Here is an 18,951-nt window from a genome sequence, read left to right as displayed (position 1 = left end):
GATATGCCCACCCACGACCCCCGTCCCAGAATTCACATTCCGGGGACCACCAGCCACACCATCGCTCCACGGGCAGGCCGCAGCCGCGAGGGCACCCTGCGCTACCTCAAGGCGGGCACCGGCGCCCCGGTGGTCCTGCTGCACACCGTGCGCACCCAGGCCGAGCACTTCCGCCTCCTCATCCCGCTGATCGCGGACCAGTACACCGTCTACGCCCTCGACCTGCCGGGCATGGGCTACTCCGAGATCGTGCCCGGTGCGTCGTACGACGAGCCGGCCATGCGTGCGGGCGTCGAGCGGCTCCTCGCCGAACTCGACCTCCACGACGTCACGTTGGTCGGTGAGTCCATGGGGGCCGTGCTCGCCCTGACCACCGCGGCCGATCTGCCGGAGCGGGTACGGCGCGTCGTAGCGGTGAACACCTACGACTTCCGGGGTGGGATCGCCCGCTCCGGTCTCCTGGCCCGTGTGGTGGTCAGCGGTGTCCTCACCCCGGGAGTGGGGCCGGTGATCGCGGGGGTGGAGCCGAAGCCTGCCCTCCGCACGATCCTTCAGGGCGGCCTCGGCGACAAAAGCGCGCTGCGGGAGGACTACGTGGACGAACTCCTCCAGGTGGGCCGCCGCCCTGGCTACCCGACCGTCGCCCGGGGCGTCTATCAGAACCTGCCCACCCTGATCGCGGCCCGCTCGCGCTACCCCGAGGTCAAGGCCCCCGTCCACCTCGTCTACGGCGAAAAGGACTGGTCCCGGCCCTCGGACCGGGAGGCCAACAAGCAGCTGCTGCCGGCCGCCGCGTTCACACAGGTGCCGAAGGCCGGCCACTTCATCGCCCTGGAACAACCCGACGTACTGGCCGACCTGTTGAACGCGGCGGCCTGACCGCCCCGAGAGCGCAGGGCGCGACCGCGCACCGCGCTCCCGCCCAGCCGCCGTACACCCCTTCGGTACCAGCGGCTGGCCGAAGACCGTGGCATGCCGGCCGATGCCTCGGATGGGCTCCGGCCGCGATCAACGCGTGAGGCGGGCAGCGAGACGCACACGTAACGACGTGGATCAGCTGGACCGACGCGTCTCCTGCTGAGGTGCGACGATCAGCCGCGGTCGACGACGCGGCCGGTGTCTGGGTGTCCTCGGTGGTCGCCCAAGCAGTCAGCAGCGGAAGTGCGTCGTGGTCCGGGGTGTCGGGTGCGGCACTGTAGGCGGTCAGGACGAGGCCGGGCTGCGCGGACAGTTCCATGGCGTCGAAGTCGAGGGTGATTTCGCCGATGGCCGGGTGGCGGAAGGCTTTGCGGCCAGGGCGTACCAGGAGGTGCGGCCCGATTCGAGGGCCGCGACGAAGGCCCGTTCGTGTCGGCCTGCGCACGTCGGCGGCGCGGTCCCGGCGGCTACCAGGACACCTCTATGCCGATTCCCGCAGCCGCAGCTCCGCCCCCACCGTCAGTTCGTCCGTGCGCAGGGGGCCTCTTCCGGTCAGGAGTCTGGCCGCCTCTTCGACGGCCAGCGCGCCGAGACCGCGCGTGTCCAGGGCCACCGTGGTGAGCGGTGGCTCGACCAGCGTGCCCAGGCGGAGGCCGTCGAAGCCGATCACCGCCAGGTCCCGGGGGACCTGGCGGCCGAGCCGGCGTGCTGCGCGCAAGCCCCCGATGGCGATGATGTCGTTGAACATGAACACGGCGGTCAGGTCGGGGTGCCGGGCGAGGAGTTCCTGAAGCGCGCGTTCCCCGCCCTCCACACTCTGGTCGGCGCGGGCCACCGCAGTGGCGTCCAGTCCGCACGCGGTCATCGCGCCGTCGAACCAGTCGCGCCGGACGCTCGGCTCGGAGCGTTCCGCGTGGTCCAGCATGCCGATGTGCCGGTGGCCCGCTCGGGTGAGGTGCTGGATCGCCGCGTGGACGCCCGCCTCGCCGTCGATCAGGATCGAACTGAACCGCTCGGTGTGGTGCTTCCGGTCGATGAGTACCACGGGCAGCCCCCGGGTCAGCCTGACGATCTCGTCCTCCGGCAGGCTCAGGTAGCCCACGACCGCGTCCACCTGCGAGGCGATCACCTCCAGGGTGCCCCGTTCCTCCTCGACGCGGTCGCCGGTGTCGTACACGACCACGTGCCAGCCGAGCGTCCGCGCCGCGTCCAGGGCGGCGGCGGCGACCTCGGTGAAGAACGGGTTGAGCAGATCGGGGATCACCAGGCCGACGCTGAACGTGTCCTGACGGACCAGCCCCCGGGCGAACCGGCTCGGCCGGTATCCCAGCGCTTGGGCGGCGTCGAGGACGCGCTGCTTGGTGGCGACGCCGATCTCGCCCTTGTCGTTGAGCGCGCGGGACACGGTCTGCCGGGACACTCCGGCGGCCTCGGCCACATCGTCGATCGTCACCCTGCGGGGTCCGGTCTCCGACGACGCCATCACTCACCTCCGCCTCATTGCCGACGCGCCCGCGTCGCACGGACACCGAGTATGCCCGAGCCCCGGCGCCGTCCCGGCCCCAGCCCGGCTCCGGCCGGCGTCCACCCTGGCTACACCTCGGCTCCGTCCCCCGGTCCGTCCAGGGTCCGCCTTGGCTCCACCCCCGAGTCCCGGCCCCGCCCGGACGCCCTGAGCCTTGACATTCCGCCGGGCCGCGGCACACACTCCCATCGCCTCCCGTTACCGCTCCCGTGAGCGCTCACGGTACCTCTTCCCAACAAGGTTGTGAGCCCCTTGCCCTCCCAGCTCTCCACGCACGTGTCGGACACCGCACCGTGGCGGGGCGCCCTGCGTCCGGCCCGCTCCTGGCTGCACTCCGACGCCCCCTCCCAGTCGCTGAACGGCCCCTGGCAGTTCCGTCTGTCGCCCACGGCGGCCGTCGCCGAGGACTTCGCCTCCGAGGACTTCGACGACCGGGGCTGGGACAGCATCCCGGTGCCCGCGCACTGGGTGCTGGAAGGCGACGGCGCCTACGGCCGGCCGATCTACACGAACGTCCAGTACCCGTTCCCGATCGACCCGCCGCACGTCCCCGACGAGAACCCCACCGGCGACTACCGCCGCCACTTCGACCTGCCCGAGGACTGGTCGGACGCCGAGCGGGTCCTGCTGCGGTTCGACGGGGTGGAGTCGCTGTTCAGGGTCTGGGTGAACGGCGTCGAGATCGGCAGCGCCAGCGGCAGCAGGCTGGCCCACGAGTTCGACGTGACGTCCGCGGTGCGACCGGGCGACAACGTCGTCGCCGTACGGGTGCACCAGTGGTCGGCCGCCAGCTACGTGGAGGACCAGGACCAGTGGTGGCTGCCGGGCATCTTCCGGGACGTCACCCTGCTCGCCCGCCCGGCCGGGGGCGTCGAGGACGTCTGGCTGCGCACCGGCTACGACCACGGAAACGGCCGTATCGACCCGGAGGTCACCGCCGACGCCGCCGCGTTCCCCGTCACCCTGCGCATCCCCGAACTCGGCGTCGAGCGGGTCTGGGCCACCCCGGCCGACGTGGCGCCCCTCGACATCGCGGGCGTGGAGCCGTGGTCGGCCGAGCAACCCCGCCTGTACGACGCCACCGTGTCCTCGGCCGCGGAGAGCATCGCCCTGCGGGTCGGCTTCCGCACCGTCGAGATCCGTGGCGACCAATTCCTGGTCAACGGCCGCCGTGTCGTCTTCCACGGGATGAACCGGCACGAGGCCCACCCCGAGCGCGGCCGGGTCTTCGACGAGGAGCACGCCCGCGCGGACCTGGCCCGCATGAAGCGGTTCAACGTGAACGCCATCCGCACCAGCCACTACCCCCCGCACCCCCGGCTGCTCGACCTCGCCGACGAACTCGGCTTCTGGGTCGTCCTCGAATGCGATCTGGAGACCCACGGCTTCGAGAACGTCGACTGGGCCGGCAACCCGAGCGACGACCCGGCCTGGCGCGCGGCCTACCTGGACCGCGTCGAGCGCACGGTCGAGCGGGACAAGAACCATCCCGGCATCGTGATCTGGTCCCTCGGCAACGAGGCCGGAACCGGCGCCAACCTCGCCGCCATGTCGGCCTGGGTCCACGCCCGCGACCCCGAGCGTCCCGTGCACTACGAAGGCGATTACACCGGCGAGTACACCGACGTCTACTCCCGCATGTACGCGACGGTCCCGGAGATCGAGCAGATCGGCACGGACGGTTCCCGCGCGCCGCTGCTCGGCTGCACCCCGGCCCAGGGCGCCCGGCAGCGCACCAAGCCGTTCCTGCTCTGCGAGTACGCCCACGCGATGGGCAACGGGCCGGGTGCCCTCGACCAGTACGAGGAACTGGTCCACCGGTTCCCGCGGCTGCACGGCGGCTTCGTCTGGGAGTGGCGCGACCACGGCATCCTGGCCACGGCCCCGGACGGGACGCCGTACCACGCCTACGGCGGTGACTTCGGGGAGGTCGTGCACGACGGCAACTTCGTGATGGACGGGATGGTGCTCAGCGACGACGTGCCGACGCCGGGCCTGCACGAGTTCAAGGCGGTCGTGCAGCCGATCCGCTTCGCCTTCGACGGCGACAAGCTCCTGATCACCAACCTGCGGCACTCGGTCGACACGTCCGACCTGCGCTTCCGCTGGCGCGTCGAGCACGACGGAAACCTCGTGGACTCGGGACAGTGGGATGCCCCGGTCCTCGCGGCGGGCGAGTCGGGGCGGGTGCCGCTGCCGCCGGTCGCCGTGGCCCCGGACGGCGAGACCTGGCTGACGGTCGAGGCGGTGCTGGCGGCGGCGACCCCCTGGGCACCGGAGGGGCATGAGATCGCCACCGCCCAACTGGACCGCTCGGTACGGCGGCCCGTGCCCGCCGCCCGGCCCCGGCGCGACTGGCGGCCCGGCGAGGGAACGCTCGCGCTCGGCATCGCCGAGTTCACCGGCGGCTCCCTCACCCGCCTCGCCGGGCGCCCAGTGACCGGCCCACGCCTGGAGCTGTTCCGCGCGCCCACCGACAACGACGAGAGCCGGGCCGACCGGCTGGAGGGCAGCGACAACAGCGTCCTCGGGGTGTCCAGCGCCGACACGTGGCGCCGCGACGGCCTGGACCGTCTGACCACGCGGCGCCTCGGCGTGGAACAAGCCGCGGACGCCCTGCGCACGGTCGACCGGGTCTCCGCCGCGGATTCCGCCCTCTCGGTGACCGTGGAGTCCGTCTGGTCGATCGAGGACGGCGAACTCGAACTGCGTGTGGAGATCGAGCCCTCGCGCGGGTGGCGGTCGGTGTGGCCGCGGATCGGGGTGCGCTTCGAACTGCCCGACGACACGGCACCCGTGGACGGCGCGGACTGGTTCGGCCTGGGCCCGCTGGAGTCCTACCCCGACAGTCTCCGCGCGGCCCGCACCGGCCGTTTCTCCGCCGGCATCCGGGACCTCGCGGTCGCCTACGCGCGCCCCCAGGAGACCGGCCACCGCTCCCAGATGCGCCGCCTCACGCTGACCAGTGGCGGCACCGAGGTACTGCGGCTCGTGGCCCTCCCCGACGCCCGCGGCCGGCGCCCCGGCTTCACCCTCGGCCGCCACACCCCGCAGCAGATCGCCCGGGCCGCACACCCCTTCGAGCTGCCGGAGTCGACCACGAGCCACCTGATCATCGACGCCGTCCAGCACGGACTCGGCTCCCGGGCCTGCGGGCCGGACGTGTGGCCGGAGTTCGTGCTGCGCCCCGAAGCCCGCACCATCAGGCTGCGTATCACAGCGGGCGCCTGAGCACGGGACCCGCCGGCGACGGTGCTGCACGCCGAGGGCCGGCGGGCAGCACCGGGCGCCGCACGGCCCGGTGACAGCGCGGGTGGCCCGCGGTTCCCCGAACGGTGGTCCTGGACCGCGGGCTGCCCTCGCCAAGAGCATGCCGCTCGCCGACGAGGTGCGGGAGTTCGGGACCAGGGTGCCGAATGGCAATCAGATCGACACCGCTCCGTCCTACGTGGCGAAGGGCGGGAGGGTGGTCCCGCTGGGTTGCGACGACAGCTACACGGCCGCGGTGAGGCCGGTGGATCTCATCGACAACGGCATCGGCATCGTGGGCGCCGTGCCCCTGCACGACGCCATCGGACCAGCGATGGAATTCGCCCGCCGACCGCCGGAACTCGAGCGCATGGTCACCACGGAGGTTCCGCTGGAACGCTTCATGGAAGCGTTCCAGGCAGCCATGGGCGTGGACTCCGCCACGGGCGAGTCTCGCCCTCTCACCGCCGTGAAGGCGCTTCTCCTCTCCTGACCGACGCCCGCCGCTCCGCCCTCTTGCGGCGGGGCGCGTCCAGGCTTCCCAGAACGGACCCCTCGTGAGACCCATCCTGCTGAAGGACCTGCCTCCGAACGCTCGGTACTGCGTCCTTCTCGAACCGCTGTGGGCACTGACCGGCACGGTCGTGCTCTACTACGCCACGCTCTACATGAAGTCCGTCGGACTGAGCAATCTCTCCATCGGTGTCATCCTGTCAGCGAACCTTTACACTGCCTTCCTCTTCCAGATCATCGCCGGAGCCGTGACTGACCGGCTCGGGCGCAGGATGACATCCCTCGTATTCGATCTGATCGGCTGGGCGCTGCCCATGGCACTCTGGGCGATCGCGACGAACTTCTGGATCTTCCTCATCGCCGCTCTGTTCAACGCCTGCTCAAGCATCGTCAACACCTCCTTCAACCTCCTCGCCACCGAGGACACCCCGAAGGACGGCCAGCCCCGTGTCTTCGCCGCGATAAAGCTGATCGCCATGGGCGCTGGGCTTCTCACCCCGATCGCCGGCGCCCTCATGGGCCAGTACGGCGTGGTCTCCACCCTGCGGGTCATCTACGGCGTCGGCGCAGTCATGATGTCCGTCCTCTTCGTCTGGCGCCACCGTCTGGTACATGAGACAGCCGCGGGCAGGGCCGCCATGAAGCGGCGCGGTAACACCGGCATGGCCCGCAGCGTCGCCACGAACCTGCGGCTGTTCTGGCAGTTGTCACGACAGCGCCGGATGTGGCCTCTCGTCGGCCTGTACGTCGCCACCAGCCTGGCAGTGACGATCAACGTCTTCCAGGTCGTCTACCTGGCGGACAACCTCGGGATCGGCGCCGACACCATCTCCTGGATCCCGGCGCTGACCGCGGCTGTGGCACTGCTGTGCTTCCTGGTGTTGCTGCCCCGGCTGCGGGGACGCTCCGTCGTGAACACCGCCCGAACAGCCCTCGCGCTGAGCGCTGCGGGATGGCTGCTGTTCCTGCTGGTGCCGAGGCATGGAGTCTTCCTGCTGATGCTGAGCAGCACGCTGATCGCCGCCGGCGTGTTCCTCACGGAGTCCTATCGCGACACCATCGTCGTGGGGACACTCGATGACAAGGACCGGGCCGCGATGTTCGGCGCCCTGCAAAGCGTGACCGCCATGATGGCGATTCCCTCCGGCTATATCGCGGCACTTCTGTACGACACACGGCCCCGACTGCTCTTCGTCGTCATCTTCCTGCTGTACACGGCCGGCGCGATCTTCGCCTGGATGCTGCGGCCCGCGTCCGCGCCTTCCGAAGAGGTCGATCCCAGTACAGCGGAGGCAGCGTGGTCAGAGGCCTGATCCTCGACTTCGACGGGTTGATCGCCGACAGCGAGTCGATCTGACACCACGTCCTCAGCAGCATGTACTCCCTACACGGGGCTGTACCGTCCCAGGAGGACTGGCTCAGAGGAGTCGGCTCCACTCTGGCGGAGTTCGACCCATTGGAGGAGCTCGCGGTACTCCTTGGCGCTCCCGCGCTACGGGGCGCGCCGCGCTGGGGCCGCGCCTACTCCGCCACCACGACCGGCGGCACAAGGTGCCATGTGGCCAGTTCGTCCAAGGCGTCCAGTGCCAGCCGCCGCTTCTCCCGGTGCCCGACGTTCTCCGGCACGCCGGCCCGCCAGCGCCGGACGGCTCATCCGCCCACTCCCTGGGCAGGAACAGCCGCCAGTTCAGCGGCCGTTTGCCCAGCGCACCGCAGTAGTTGGGGAGCAACCGTCACCGACATCCTTCCGTCCTCGGGGGAACGAGACGTCATCGACCTCCCAGGCGTTCCGGACCGATCCGCGGCACCATGCGCTGCACGATCCGCCGCTGCACCGGCATCGGATCCCACGTGGACTGGTTCACGAACTGCGTGCGACCGCTCTACAGCGGGGAGGGGCATCTGAGTACCTGTGCTCATGTGCAGTGCCCGCTGCAACACCATGCTGACCGCATGCACTTAGAAGATCTTCATCCGAAGACGGGACGGCAGTGGGCGTGAGACAGACGAATGAGCCGTCAACCGGTCAGCAGATCGGGGCCGGCGTGGCACTACTCGTCATCGACTTCATGGTCATCGCTTGGATGGTGTACGGCTATGGGATGGCGGGATGGGCCGACAGCTACGAAAGCGACAGCGTCAGTCCGTCGAGTGCGTCGGGGGTGGCGTCGCAGGCATCGTGGCTTCTGGGAGGCGGCGCAGTGCTCACAGGCGGTGGCCTCCTCGCCCTGGGATGGCGTATTCCCGGCGTCGTGCAGTTGGTTGTCCTCGGAGGCGGGGCGGTGCTGTTCTCTTCTCTTGCTGCCGGTGGATAGTGCGCCTGCCAAGCCAGAGGGTCCGGTCGGCCGGGCCGTGGCCATGCTCCGTCCCGTCAGCAGGGGCCAGCACCTCGCCGACTCGCCGGCGGGCGACGGCCCATCCCTTCCAGTCCCGCTCGGCCAGGGCCAGTTCGGCCTGGATGCGGTCGGCCTCCTCACAGCACCACCTTCAGCTGCGCATCATCGACAGCAACAGCCCGTGGGTCTCGTGGTCGGCGGCGACCACGAGCCCACGACCCGTCTCACCGATCGGGGCACCGTCGATCCCGGTGACAACACAGCCGGCAGCCCGGCACAAAGCGATGCCGGCTGCGAAATGCACGCTTCCGGAGAGGTCGCCGCCATCGGTGACATACGCGGCGCGCTTGCCGGCAGCGACCCATGCCAGTGCCAGCGTCGTGGACACGACGCGCGGCCGGAAACGTTCGACGAACTCAGGGTGGGCCAGCAGATCAACCGCCCGAGGTCGGCGGTGAACCCGCCCTCCTACTCGCCCTACTCGTCAACCACGGGCAAGAGGTCTCAACCTGCGCCGGCCGCGCCACTACCACCGGGGTCTCCAGCGCGTCCTTTACACGGCCGCGCTGATGAGCGCGCGCTACGCCCCCAACTCCCGGACGCACCACGACCGCAAGCACGCCGAGGGCAAACGCCACTCCCAGGCCGTCATCTCTTTCGCCCGGTGCAGAGTGAACGTCTGGTGGGCCCTGATCCGGGACGGCCGCCGCTATGAAGTCGCCGCGCCTCAGCCCATCGGTTGGTCCGGGTGATCGTCCGACCGCCACAGCCAGCGGAGGGCATCGGGAAGCAGGACACCGCCGTGGTTGGGGCTGTGGCCGCCATCGCCCAGGACAAGGCGGAAGTCGTAGCCGGCTTCTGCGAGCGCGGCAGCGACGCGCAGGTTGTTGGCGAGCCAGTTCGCCTCGGGCTCGTTCCAACGCAGGTCACGATGGCCCGCTTGCATGAAGATGCGCAGCGGTTTGCGAGGGACACGGGGGATGAGTTCGGGGTATGGGTTGCCGCCTGGCATCTGCGCGAAGCTCGACAAGTACCCGATGACCCGGCGGAATTTGTCCGGGCGTAGCCAGGCTGCGGTGAAGGCGCAGATTCCGCCACTACTGCCACCACAGATGCCCCTCCGGTCGGGGTCCTCGGCGATCGAGTAGCGCTTCGTGACCTCAGGAATGATCTCCGTCAGGAGAAAGCTGACGTACCGATCGTCGTAGGCGTCGTACTCGGTGTTGCGGTTCTTCGGCTCGTCAGCGTCTGGGAAGACACCCGGGTCGACGAACACGCCGATGGTCACCGGGATGTCACCGCGGTGGACGAGATTGTCCAGAACGATCGCGCCGCGGACCTCTCCTTCAGGGTCCAGGTACCACCATCCGTCCTGGAAGACCATCAGCGACGCCGGCTCCGAGGGGTCGTACCGCGCGGGCACATGCACCCAGAACTTCCGTGATGTTCCCGGGTAGAGCGCGCTGTCGCTCCAGTTGAACCCGATCGTCTCGCCGGCGGGTACGCCTGGCTGCACGGCGGAGTCGGGGCCGTGGGCGTAGCGCACGTCCGACTGGTGAATCGGAAGCGGCTGGTGGGGCACCTCGATCGTCACGCGGGCCAACCTAGGAGAGATCACGAACGGCCTCAACGGGGTTTATGGCTGGTGTGCTGGTCAGCCCCGCCACGGAAGACCACCGCACCGCCCGCACCGTGCTGCGTACGGACGGTGTCGGCCGCCTGTGGCCGTCGGCCGCCCCCGGCGACCGATGCCCGGCATGCGGGGCATCGGTCGCCGGACATCCCAGCGGACAGAAACTCGACCGCACCGCACGGGTGCTCCCGCCAGGTCACGTCGTCCTGATTCCGGACCCCGACCGGCCAGGCATCCGGATCCGCTCCGCTGCATCGGGCATTGTCAGTGGTGGCAGGCAGGATGACGGGTATGACAACACCTGCAGCTGTGATCATGGATGCCGCCGCTTACGCGCAGGCGGTCGAGGACGCCGTGAAGGCGTCGGCCGCCTACTACGCGGGCGGGACGTCGGCATTGGACGATGACGCCTACGACCGGCTGGTGCGAGGCATCGCCGCGTGGGAGGCCGAGCATCCTGATCAGGTGCTGCCCGACTCCCCGACGGGGAAGGTCGCCGGCGGCGCCGTGGAGGGCGATGTCCCACACACAGTGGCGATGCTGAGTCTGGACAACGTGTTCTCGCCGGAGGAGTTCACCGCCTGGACCGCCTCCCTGGCCCGGCGGATCGGCCACGAGGTCGAGCGGTTCAGCGTCGAGCCGAAGCTGGATGGGCTCGCGGTCGCCGCCCGTTACGCCGGGGGTCGCCTGAGACAGCTGATCACACGCGGGGACGGGACAGCCGGGGAGGATGTCTCGCACGCGATCGGCACCATCAAGGGCCTGCCGGACGAACTCGCCGAGCCGGTCACCGTGGAAGTCCGGGGCGAAGTTCTGATGACGACCGCTCAGTTCGAGCACGCAAACGAGGTGCGCACCGCGCACGGCGGGCAGCCGTTCGCCAACCCGCGCGGCGCCGCTGCGGGCACCCTGCGCGCCAAGGAGCGTGCCTACACCGTGCCGATGACGTTCTTCGGCTACGGCCTGCTGCCCATGCCCAACACCGAGACGGCGCTCGCCGCGCGGCTGGGCGAACTCGCGCACAGCGAGCTGATGGCGCAGGCCGCCGCGTTCGGAATCAACACCACCGCCGCCACCGCGGTGCCCGGCATCACCGCCGACACCGTCGAGCAGGTGCTGGCCCGGGTGCAGGAGATCGCCGCCCTGCGGGCCGAGCTGCCGTTCGGGATCGACGGGATCGTCATCAAGGCCGACCTGGCCGCCGACCAGCAGACGGCAGGATCGGGTTCGCGCGCTCCGCGTTGGGCGATCGCCTACAAGCTGCCGGCCGTCGAGAAGATCACCCGGCTGCTCGAGGTGGAGTGGAACGTCGGCCGCACCGGCATCATCGCCCCGCGCGCCGTCCTGGAACCGGTCGAGATCGACGGCGCCACCATCACCTACGCCACCCTCCACAACCCGGCCGACATCACCCGCCGCGACCTGCGCCTGGGCGACCACGTCATGGTCCACCGGGCCGGCGACGTCATCCCCCGCATCGAAGCCCCCGTCGCCCACCTGCGCACCGGCGACGAACAGCCCATCGCCTTTCCCGAGACGTGCCCGCGCTGCGGGGCCGGCATCGACACCAGCGAGCAGCGCTGGCGCTGCGAAAACGGGCGCAACTGCCACCTGGTGGCCGCCCTGTCCTACGCGGCCGGCCGCGACCAGCTCGACATCGAGGGCCTCGGCCACACCCGCGTCGTCCAGCTCGTCGACGCCGGCCTCGTCGCCGATCTCGCCGACCTGTTCGCCCTCACCCGCGAGCAGCTCCTGGGCCTGGAGCGGATGGGTGCAACCAGCACCGACAACCTCCTCGCAGCCATCGCCACGGCCAAGGGCCGGCCGCTGTCGCGGGTGCTGTGCGCGCTCGGGGTCCGCGGCACCGGCCGCTCCATGTCCCGCCGTATCGCCCGGCACTTCGCCACCATGGACAACGTCCGCGCCGCGGACGCGGAAGCGATGCAGCAGGTCGAGGGCATCGGCACCGAGAAGGCCCCCTCGATCGTCGCCGAACTCGCCGAACTCGCCCCACTCATCGACAAACTCGCCGCCGCCGGGGTGAACATGACCGAACCCGGCGCCACCCCATCCACCCCATACGACGGCGACACCGGCGACCACGACGAGAACACCGAGCGCACGGGCGGACCGCTGGCCGGGATGACCGTGGTCGTCACCGGCGCGATGACCGGCCCCCTGGAGAAGCTCAGCCGCAACCAGATGAACGAGCTCATCGAACAAGCAGGCGGCCGCTCCTCCTCCAGCGTCTCCAAAAAGACCACCCTCGTCGTCGCCGGAGACGGCGCGGGGTCCAAACGAGCCAAGGCCGAGGATCTCGGTATCCGTCTGGCCACCCCGGACGAATTCGCCGCCCTGGTCGCCGACTACCTCAACTAGGCCTCCACCAAGGGGGTGTTCCCCAGCTCACACCGGAAGTCGGGGCTGCCCGGGAACAACCCGAGACCGGTGACCGTTCACCTACATGTGGCTCGCGGAGGGGACAGTGTCCCCGGGCCTCACCCATAGCCCATGGGGACGATCGTCCGGCTGAAGCCCCATGGAGCCTTCCGCCGAGAGGCGACCGCCCTCCGCACGCCACCGCCATACGCCCCAGCTGGTCTCCCCCGTCCAGCTGGGGCTTTTGCGCGCTGACGGCGGGCCCGCAGCCTGGTGTCCCCCGGGTACGAGACCCTCGAACACGCCCATCTCCTCGAGGCGCTGCCGTGCCCAGTCCAGCGCATCCTGGATGTCCTCACCCACCAGCTGCCTCTCCCCCGTGATTCCCCGCTCCCCCTCTTCTCGGTCTCACCGGCGCGCTCCCGTACTGGAAGCGCAACGCCCGGGCCCTGACAGAAGTGGTCCAGTTGCGGGCGCTCGCCCACTTCGGACGGCACAGTTCTGCGCCGTGTGCGGGCAACCGGATGCTCGCCGCCATGGCCTGCGCCCTCACCCCACCAGGTCGGCGCACCGTCATCGACGACTCCCCCTAAGCGATCATCGCGTTCTGGTGGCCCGGCCCGTACGAGAACTGTCCGGCGTGGGCGCGAAGACGGCGGCGGCGCTCGCCGAATGCGGCCTGCACACCGTCGGCGATGTCGTCGACGTCCCCCGGGCAGGACGGCGTCCGTGGGAGCAGGGGCGCACAGCGGTGCGCTGGGGCGGGGCTGTGGTCCGTCTCCCGACGGCCTCGACAAGGGACTGGCAACTGAAAATGATTATCGATAGCGTGTGCGTGCGCAAGGCCCGGCCCCTCCCGCCCGAGGGCTCTCCGGGCTGCCCTGACGCCTGAACCGATCGCACGAAAAGGGGAGTTGTGGCTCATCTGCTGATGGTCGAGAGCTGGGTCGGGTCGATGAGCAGGCTGCTGCCACGGGCGATCCGGGAGGGCGGGCACGAGTTCACGTTCCTCACCCGCGACCTGCACCACTACCTCCGCTCGGCACCCGAGGGGGCGGCGCACCCGCTGCTCGGCGCCCGCAACGTCATCACCGCCGACACCAACGACACCGACGCCCTTCTGCCGGAGATCGAGCGGCTGCACGCCGTGCTGCGCTTCGACGGTGTGATCACCTCCTGTGACTACTACCTGCCGACGGTGGCCCGGATCGCCGGGCATCTGGGGCTGCCCGGCCCGAGCCCGGAAGCGGTCGAGAACGCCTGCCGCAAGGACGCCACCCGCCGGGTCCTCACGGACGCGGGGGTGCCGGGGCCCCGCTTCGCCGTGCACGAGGAGTGGGCCGACCTCGTCCGGGCCGCGCGGGAGATCGGCTGTCCGCTGGTCGTCAAGCCGGTCGACCTGTGCGCGGGCATGTACGTGCGCCGCGTGGACGACGAGGCGCAACTCGCAGCCGCCGTAAGGGCGCTGGCCGACTTCCCGGTCAACGCCCGCGGGCAGCGGCGGGAGCCCGCCGTCCTGCTGGAGGAGCTGCTGGACGGCCCCGAGGTGAGCGTGGAGACGGTGTCGCACGCCGGCGCGGTCCACGTTGTGGGCGTGACCGACAAGAGCGTCGGCGGGGCGCCCGCGTTCATCGAGACCGGGCACATGTTCCCGGCGGCCCTTCCCTCCGCCGACACCGAGGCCGCCGCGCAGACCGCCCTCGCCGCGCTCAAGGCCCTCGGCCTGACCGACGGCGTGGTGGCGCACACCGAGATCAAGCTGACCTCGGTCGGGCCGCGCGTGGTCGAGGTCAATCCGCGGCCCGCCGGGAACCGCATCACCGAGCTGGTCCGCCACGTGACCGGCATCGACCTGGCCGCGGCCTCCGTGGAGGTCTCCCTGGGCCGCGAACCCGACCTGCGGGGCGGCGACACCGGGCTGCGCAGCGCGGCCATCGGCTTCCTCGTACCGCACACGTCGGGCACGCTCAAGTCGCTGAACGGCGCTGAACTCCTCGACGCTCCGGGCGTGTTGGAGGTGCAGCTCGCCGAGCCCGGCATGCAGGTGACGGCGGCGGGCAGCAACAACGAGTACCTCGGTCACGTCATGGCCGGCGACGCCGAGGGGCTGGGCGCCCGCGACCGTGTCGAGGCCCTGCTCGGCGAGCTGCGGTCCCGGCTGGTGATCCGATGACCGCCCCCGCCGGCACAGCCCGCACGACAGCGTTCGAGACGTGTGAGTCGTACGACGAGCTCGTGGCGCGCGTCCGTGCCGGGGAGCTCGGCCCGGATCCGGCAGCGCAGCGGGTCTCGGTGGCCTTCACCACGCGTCAGGCGGTACGGCACGACGGGCGCGGTACTGGTTACCGCAACGAGGTCCTCAGCCTGCGTGTGGCCGGGGCTGTCGGCTCGTGCGCGGTCGAGCCCGGGGCGCTGCCCGACGGCGCGATCGACGATTGTGTCGGCGCCGACGTGGCCCGGCTGCTGGAGCATCCGCTGCTGCCGGTGCGCGTGGCCGCGCTGGACGCCTATCTGCTGTATGTCACTCCGCACCTTCCCGAGCACGGTGCGTGGCCCGTTCCTCTCTCCGCCGGGACCTCGCTGGAGAAGTCCCGGGCCCGGGCGAAGGCCGTCGTCGAGCTGCTCGATCTACCGGCGGGCGCGTCCGTGCTGGTGGTGGGCGTCGTCAACTCCCTCCTCGAGGCCCTGCGTTCACGAGGACTCAGCTACGTACCGTGTGATCTCAAGGGCGGGCTGACCGAGTGGGGCCAGGAGGTCGTCACCGACGCGCTCGCCGCGGCCGACCGCTGCGACGCCCTGCTCGTCTCCGGCATGACGCTGGGCAACGGCACCTTCGAGCCGCTGCGGCAACACGCACTGGCGCACGACAAGCAGCTGGTGATGTTCGCCCAGACCGGCAGCGCCGTCCTGCCCCGCTTCCTGGGCCACGGGGTGAGCGCGGTGTGCGCGGAGCCGTATCCCTTCTTCTGGCTCGACGGCGGTGCCGGCACCGTGCACCGCTACGGCAGTCCATGTCCGGAAGGCGGGCGATGACCACGACGGCCGTACGTCCCACGGCCCGCCCGGAACTGCTCGCCCTGCTCGGCCGCACGCCCCTGGTCCGCATCAGCGCCGACCTGCCCGGCCCGCACCCCGGCTTCTGGGCCAAGCTCGAAGGGATCGCGGCGGGCGGCATGAAGGCGCGGGCCGCCGTGTCGATGCTGCTGGGCGCCCGGGAGCGCGGTGAACTGCGTCCCGGAGCACCGGTGGTGGAGTCCACCTCCGGCACGCTCGGTATCGGGCTCGCCTTCGCGGGCCAGGCCCTCGGTCATCCCGTCGTGCTGGTCGGCGACAGTGAACTGGAGCCGTCCATGCGCCAGTTGCTGCGTGCTCATGGTGTGCGGCTGGAGATCGTGGACCGGCCGGCGGCCCCGGGCGGCTGGCAGGCAGCGCGGCTGGACCGGCTGCGGGAGCTGCTCGCCGTGTTGCCCGGCGCGTACTGGCCGGACCAGTACAACAACCCCGACAACAGCGCCGGTTACGCCTCGCTCGCCGCCGAACTCGTCGACCGGCTCGATCATCTGGACATCCTGGTGTGCAGCGTGGGCACCGGCGGCCACAGCGCGGGCATCATCGGCCCGCTGCGGCGGCGCTGGCCCGCGCTGCGGCTGATCGGTGTCGACTCGACCGGCTCCACCATCTTCGGCCAGCCCGCCCGGCCGAGGCTGATGCGCGGCCTGGGCAGCAGCATCCACCCACGCAACGTCGCCTACGACGCCTTCGACGAGGTCCACTGGGTCGGTCCGGCCGAAGCCGTGGACAGCTGCCGCCGACTCGCTCAGAGCAGTTTCGTCAGCGGCGGCTGGAGCACGGGTGCCGCCGCCCGCGTCGCCGCCTGGGCCGCCCGCGTCCACCCCGGCGCCGTCGTCGCCACCGTCTTCCCCGACGGCCCGCACCGCTACCTCGGCACCGTCTACGACGACGACTTCGCCACCGCCCACGGCCTCGACCCCGCCGCGGCGGCCACCCGACCGGTCCAGATCCCGCACCCCAGCGCGGCCGAGGCCACCGGCTGGGTGCGCTGCACCCGCGTCTTTGACCCGCTGAAGGCCGTACCCCACCCGGAAAGGACTCCGTGAAGGCCAGCCTGCGCACCGTACGCCTCGAACTCACCGAGCCGCTGCGCATCTCCCGCTCCACCATGACCGCCCGCGACGCCGTGTGGCTGACCGTCGAACACGACGGCGCGACCGGACACGGCGAGGCCGTCACCAGCGTCTACTACGGCCTGGACACCGACACCCTCGGACGGCTCCTCGCCACCGCAGGCAGCGACCTCGCCCGCTTCCCCGACCCCGAAAGCGCCCTGAACTCGGGCGAGTCGACCGACAAAGGCACTCCCCCGGCCGTGACCGCCGCCGTCGAGGCCGCCCTGCTCGACCTCGTCGGCAAGCGCGCGGGCCGCCCCGTGCACCGGCTCCTGGGTGCCCCGCAGGCTCCGCGCGCCGCCACCGCCCGAACCGTCGGCATCACCTCCCTCGCCCACGCGGCGGCTCAGGCCCGCCGTCTCGCGGCGAGCGGCTTTGAGGTGATCAAGGTCAAGGCGGGCGCTGCCGACCCGGAGGACGATGTGGAGCGCGTCCGCGTGATCCGCGACGCCGCACCCCGGGCCCGGCTCCTGCTGGACCCCAACGGCGCCTGGACCGTGGCGCAGGCCGAGGCGCTGCTGCCCCGGTTCGCCGATCTCGGCGTCGAGGCCGTCGAACAGCCCCTCACGCCCGGCGACCCGGAGGCGCTGGGGGCGCTGGCCGAGCGCTCACCGCTGCCGGTCATCGCCGACGAGGACGCCGTGGACCTGGAGGACGTGCGCCGCCTGGCCGGACGTGTCCAGGGCGTCAACGTCAAGCTCGCCAAGTGCGGCGGCGTGCACGCGGCCCTGCTCATCGCCGAATTGATCGACGGCAGCGGTACGGAGCTCATGCTGGGCTGCCTCACCGCCAGCAGCCTGGGCCTGGCGCCCGCAGTCCACCTCGCCGACCGGGCTCGCTGGGCCGACCTCGACGGACACCTCCTGCTCGCCCACGACCCGTGGACCGGCATCGGCGGCACCGACGGCGTCGTAGGCGCAAGTGACCGGCCCGGCCTCGGGGTTCAGGAGGTGGGGGCCCATGAGGACGTGGCGTGAGATGCGCCGCTTCCCGCTCGCGGTCCAGCTCCTGCTGGTCAACCAGCTCGGCGTCAACACCGGCTTCTACCTCCTCATCCCCTACCTCGCCACCCACCTCACCGACAACCTGGGCATGTCGGCGGCCGTGGTCGGCATCGTCCTGGGCGTGCGCAACCTCAGCCAGCAGGGGTTGTTCATCCTCGGCGGCTCCGCCTCCGACCGGATCGGCGCGCGCGGGGTCATCATCGCCGGCTGCGCCCTGCGCACCGTCGGGTTCGCGCTGTTCGCGCTCGGCGACGACCTGGCCGTACTGCTCGCCGCGTCCGTCCTCAGCGGGCTCGCCGGGGCGCTGTTCAACCCCGCCGTGCGCACCTACATCGCCCAGGAGGCCGCCGAGCGCAGGGCCGAGGCGTTCGCTCTGTTCAACGTGTTCGCCACCACCGGCGCGCTGATCGGTCCGCTGCTGGGCAGCGCGCTGCTGCTCGTGGACTTCCGCACGTCCGCGCTGACCGCAGCCGGTGTCTTCGCCGCCCTCACCGTTGCCCAGGCCATGGTGCTGCCCACCCGGACGGTCGAGCCGAGCAAGGGCACGGTCCTCGCGGACTGGCGCGAGGTCCTGGGCAACCGCGCCTTCCTCGCCTTCGCGCTCGCCATGGTCGGCATGTTCACCCTGGAGAACCAGCTGTACCTGCTGCTGCCCGACGGAGCCCGGCAGGCCACGGGCTGGGACGGCGCCGCCGGACTCGTCTTCCTCGTCGGTGCCTTCGCCAACCTGGCGTTCCAACTGCGCGTCACCCGCGCCCTCAAGGAGCGCGGAGACAGGGCACGTTGGATCGCGACCGGGCTCGGCCTCATGGCAGCTGCGTTCCTGCCGCCCGACCTGGTCACGGGCTCCTCCGGCAACCCGGTGCTGCGCGCCCTGCCCGTCGTGATCGGCGCCCTGCTGCTCCACCTCGGCGTGATGGTCGCCCAGCCGTTCGTGTTGGAGCTGATCCCCGGCTTCGGCCGGCCCGAGCTGACCGGCACCTACTTCGGCATCTTCTACGTGGTCTCCGGCGTCGCCGCCGCCGTCGGCAACACCGTCGTCGGCTGGGCCATGGACATCGGGAAGCGGGGCGACGCCGACTGGCTGCCGTGGGCGTGCTGCGCCCTGTTCGGAGTCGCGTCCGCGCTGGGCGTCGCCTGGCTGCGCCGGCTCGGGTCGCTGCCGACGCCGTCGAAGCCCGCCGTACCGGCCGCGGCCTGAGGAAGG

The 18,951-nt window shown here is 71.0% G+C and carries 13 protein-coding genes and 4 pseudogenes; 12 read left to right on the top strand and 5 right to left on the bottom strand.

The features are described 5' to 3' along the window. Nucleotides 1–3: 3 nt before the first annotated feature. The gene (locus ACPT94_RS26195; RefSeq protein ID WP_425246961.1) at nucleotides 4–879 is read left to right on the top strand and encodes an alpha/beta fold hydrolase; all 876 of its coding nucleotides are present in this window, start codon (nucleotides 4–6) and stop codon (nucleotides 877–879) included. Between the two features lie 238 nt (nucleotides 880–1,117). Here ACPT94_RS26195 and ACPT94_RS26190 read toward each other — a convergent pair. Both ACPT94_RS26190 and ACPT94_RS26185 read right to left on the bottom strand, forming a co-directional pair. Next, nucleotides 1,118–1,294, bottom strand: a pseudogene (locus ACPT94_RS26190) (MmyB family transcriptional regulator); the annotation flags it as partial. A 105-nt stretch (nucleotides 1,295–1,399) separates the two neighbouring features. After that, a complete protein-coding gene (locus ACPT94_RS26185) occupies nucleotides 1,400–2,401 on the bottom strand; it encodes a LacI family DNA-binding transcriptional regulator (RefSeq protein WP_360346811.1) in 1,002 nt (333 codons plus the stop codon). 294 nt (nucleotides 2,402–2,695) lie between these two features. Between ACPT94_RS26185 and ACPT94_RS26180 the strand changes: the two genes are divergently transcribed. From ACPT94_RS26180 to ACPT94_RS26170, 3 genes are all read left to right on the top strand, one after another. Further along, complete coding sequence (locus tag ACPT94_RS26180; protein WP_425246960.1) at nucleotides 2,696–5,674, top strand: glycoside hydrolase family 2 TIM barrel-domain containing protein; 2,979 nt, start codon at nucleotides 2,696–2,698, stop codon at nucleotides 5,672–5,674. A 139-nt stretch (nucleotides 5,675–5,813) separates the two neighbouring features. Beyond that, a complete protein-coding gene (locus ACPT94_RS26175; RefSeq protein ID WP_360346815.1) occupies nucleotides 5,814–6,185 on the top strand; it encodes a hypothetical protein in 372 nt (123 codons plus the stop codon). 151 nt (nucleotides 6,186–6,336) lie between these two features. After that, entirely contained in the window at nucleotides 6,337–7,518 is a 1,182-nt protein-coding gene (locus ACPT94_RS26170; protein WP_425246959.1) for an MFS transporter, read from the top strand. Nucleotides 7,519–7,729: 211 nt separating this feature from the next. On the opposite strand, the pseudogene ACPT94_RS26165 reads toward ACPT94_RS26170, so the two are convergent. Continuing rightward, nucleotides 7,730–8,076: pseudogene (locus ACPT94_RS26165) on the bottom strand (transposase); the annotation flags it as partial. Nucleotides 8,077–8,202: 126 nt separating this feature from the next. On the opposite strand from ACPT94_RS26165, the gene ACPT94_RS26160 reads away from it, so the two are divergent. Then, nucleotides 8,203–8,520, top strand: coding sequence for a DUF6234 family protein (locus tag ACPT94_RS26160; RefSeq protein WP_360346819.1), 318 nt, complete (start codon nucleotides 8,203–8,205; stop codon nucleotides 8,518–8,520). A 172-nt stretch (nucleotides 8,521–8,692) separates the two neighbouring features. Here ACPT94_RS26160 and ACPT94_RS26155 read toward each other — a convergent pair. Next, nucleotides 8,693–8,986 (bottom strand): annotated as a pseudogene (locus tag ACPT94_RS26155) (inositol monophosphatase family protein); the annotation flags it as partial. Between the two features lie 61 nt (nucleotides 8,987–9,047). On the opposite strand from ACPT94_RS26155, the pseudogene ACPT94_RS26150 reads away from it, so the two are divergent. After that, a pseudogene (locus tag ACPT94_RS26150) lies at nucleotides 9,048–9,293 on the top strand (IS110 family transposase); the annotation flags it as partial. Here ACPT94_RS26150 and ACPT94_RS26145 read toward each other — a convergent pair. After that, nucleotides 9,269–10,135 (bottom strand): alpha/beta hydrolase, encoded by an 867-nt coding sequence (locus ACPT94_RS26145; RefSeq protein ID WP_425246958.1) that lies wholly within the window; start codon nucleotides 10,133–10,135, stop codon nucleotides 9,269–9,271. The pseudogene ACPT94_RS26150 and the gene ACPT94_RS26145 overlap by 25 nt on opposite strands. Nucleotides 10,136–10,465: 330 nt before the next feature. On the opposite strand from ACPT94_RS26145, the gene ligA reads away from it, so the two are divergent. The 6 genes from ligA to ACPT94_RS26115 all read left to right on the top strand — a co-directional run bounded on the left by ligA (nucleotide 10,466) and on the right by ACPT94_RS26115 (nucleotide 18,945). Beyond that, nucleotides 10,466–12,553 (top strand): NAD-dependent DNA ligase LigA, encoded by a 2,088-nt coding sequence (ligA, locus tag ACPT94_RS26140; protein ID WP_425246957.1) that lies wholly within the window; start codon nucleotides 10,466–10,468, stop codon nucleotides 12,551–12,553. A 916-nt stretch (nucleotides 12,554–13,469) separates the two neighbouring features. After that, entirely contained in the window at nucleotides 13,470–14,726 is a 1,257-nt protein-coding gene (locus ACPT94_RS26135) for an ATP-grasp domain-containing protein (protein WP_360346825.1), read from the top strand. Beyond that, nucleotides 14,723–15,586, top strand: coding sequence for a Rossmann-like domain-containing protein (locus tag ACPT94_RS26130; protein ID WP_360346827.1), 864 nt, complete (start codon nucleotides 14,723–14,725; stop codon nucleotides 15,584–15,586). The genes ACPT94_RS26135 and ACPT94_RS26130 overlap by 4 nt, the downstream gene beginning before the upstream one ends. Further along, nucleotides 15,583–16,671 (top strand): PLP-dependent cysteine synthase family protein, encoded by a 1,089-nt coding sequence (locus ACPT94_RS26125; protein ID WP_360346829.1) that lies wholly within the window; start codon nucleotides 15,583–15,585, stop codon nucleotides 16,669–16,671. The genes ACPT94_RS26130 and ACPT94_RS26125 overlap by 4 nt, the downstream gene beginning before the upstream one ends. Then, nucleotides 16,668–17,717, top strand: coding sequence for a dipeptide epimerase (locus tag ACPT94_RS26120; protein ID WP_360346831.1), 1,050 nt, complete (start codon nucleotides 16,668–16,670; stop codon nucleotides 17,715–17,717). The genes ACPT94_RS26125 and ACPT94_RS26120 overlap by 4 nt, the downstream gene beginning before the upstream one ends. Beyond that, nucleotides 17,701–18,945, top strand: coding sequence for an MFS transporter (locus ACPT94_RS26115; protein WP_425246956.1), 1,245 nt, complete (start codon nucleotides 17,701–17,703; stop codon nucleotides 18,943–18,945). Before ACPT94_RS26120 ends, ACPT94_RS26115 begins: the two co-directional genes overlap by 17 nt. The last annotated feature ends 6 nt before the right edge of the window (nucleotides 18,946–18,951 follow it).

The organism is Streptomyces aurantiaciflavus (genome assembly GCF_049808595.1).
Lineage (GTDB): Bacteria > Actinomycetota > Actinomycetes > Streptomycetales > Streptomycetaceae > Streptomyces.
Note: the sequence above shows the minus strand (reverse complement) of the source record. Positions and strands in the feature narration are given on the sequence as shown.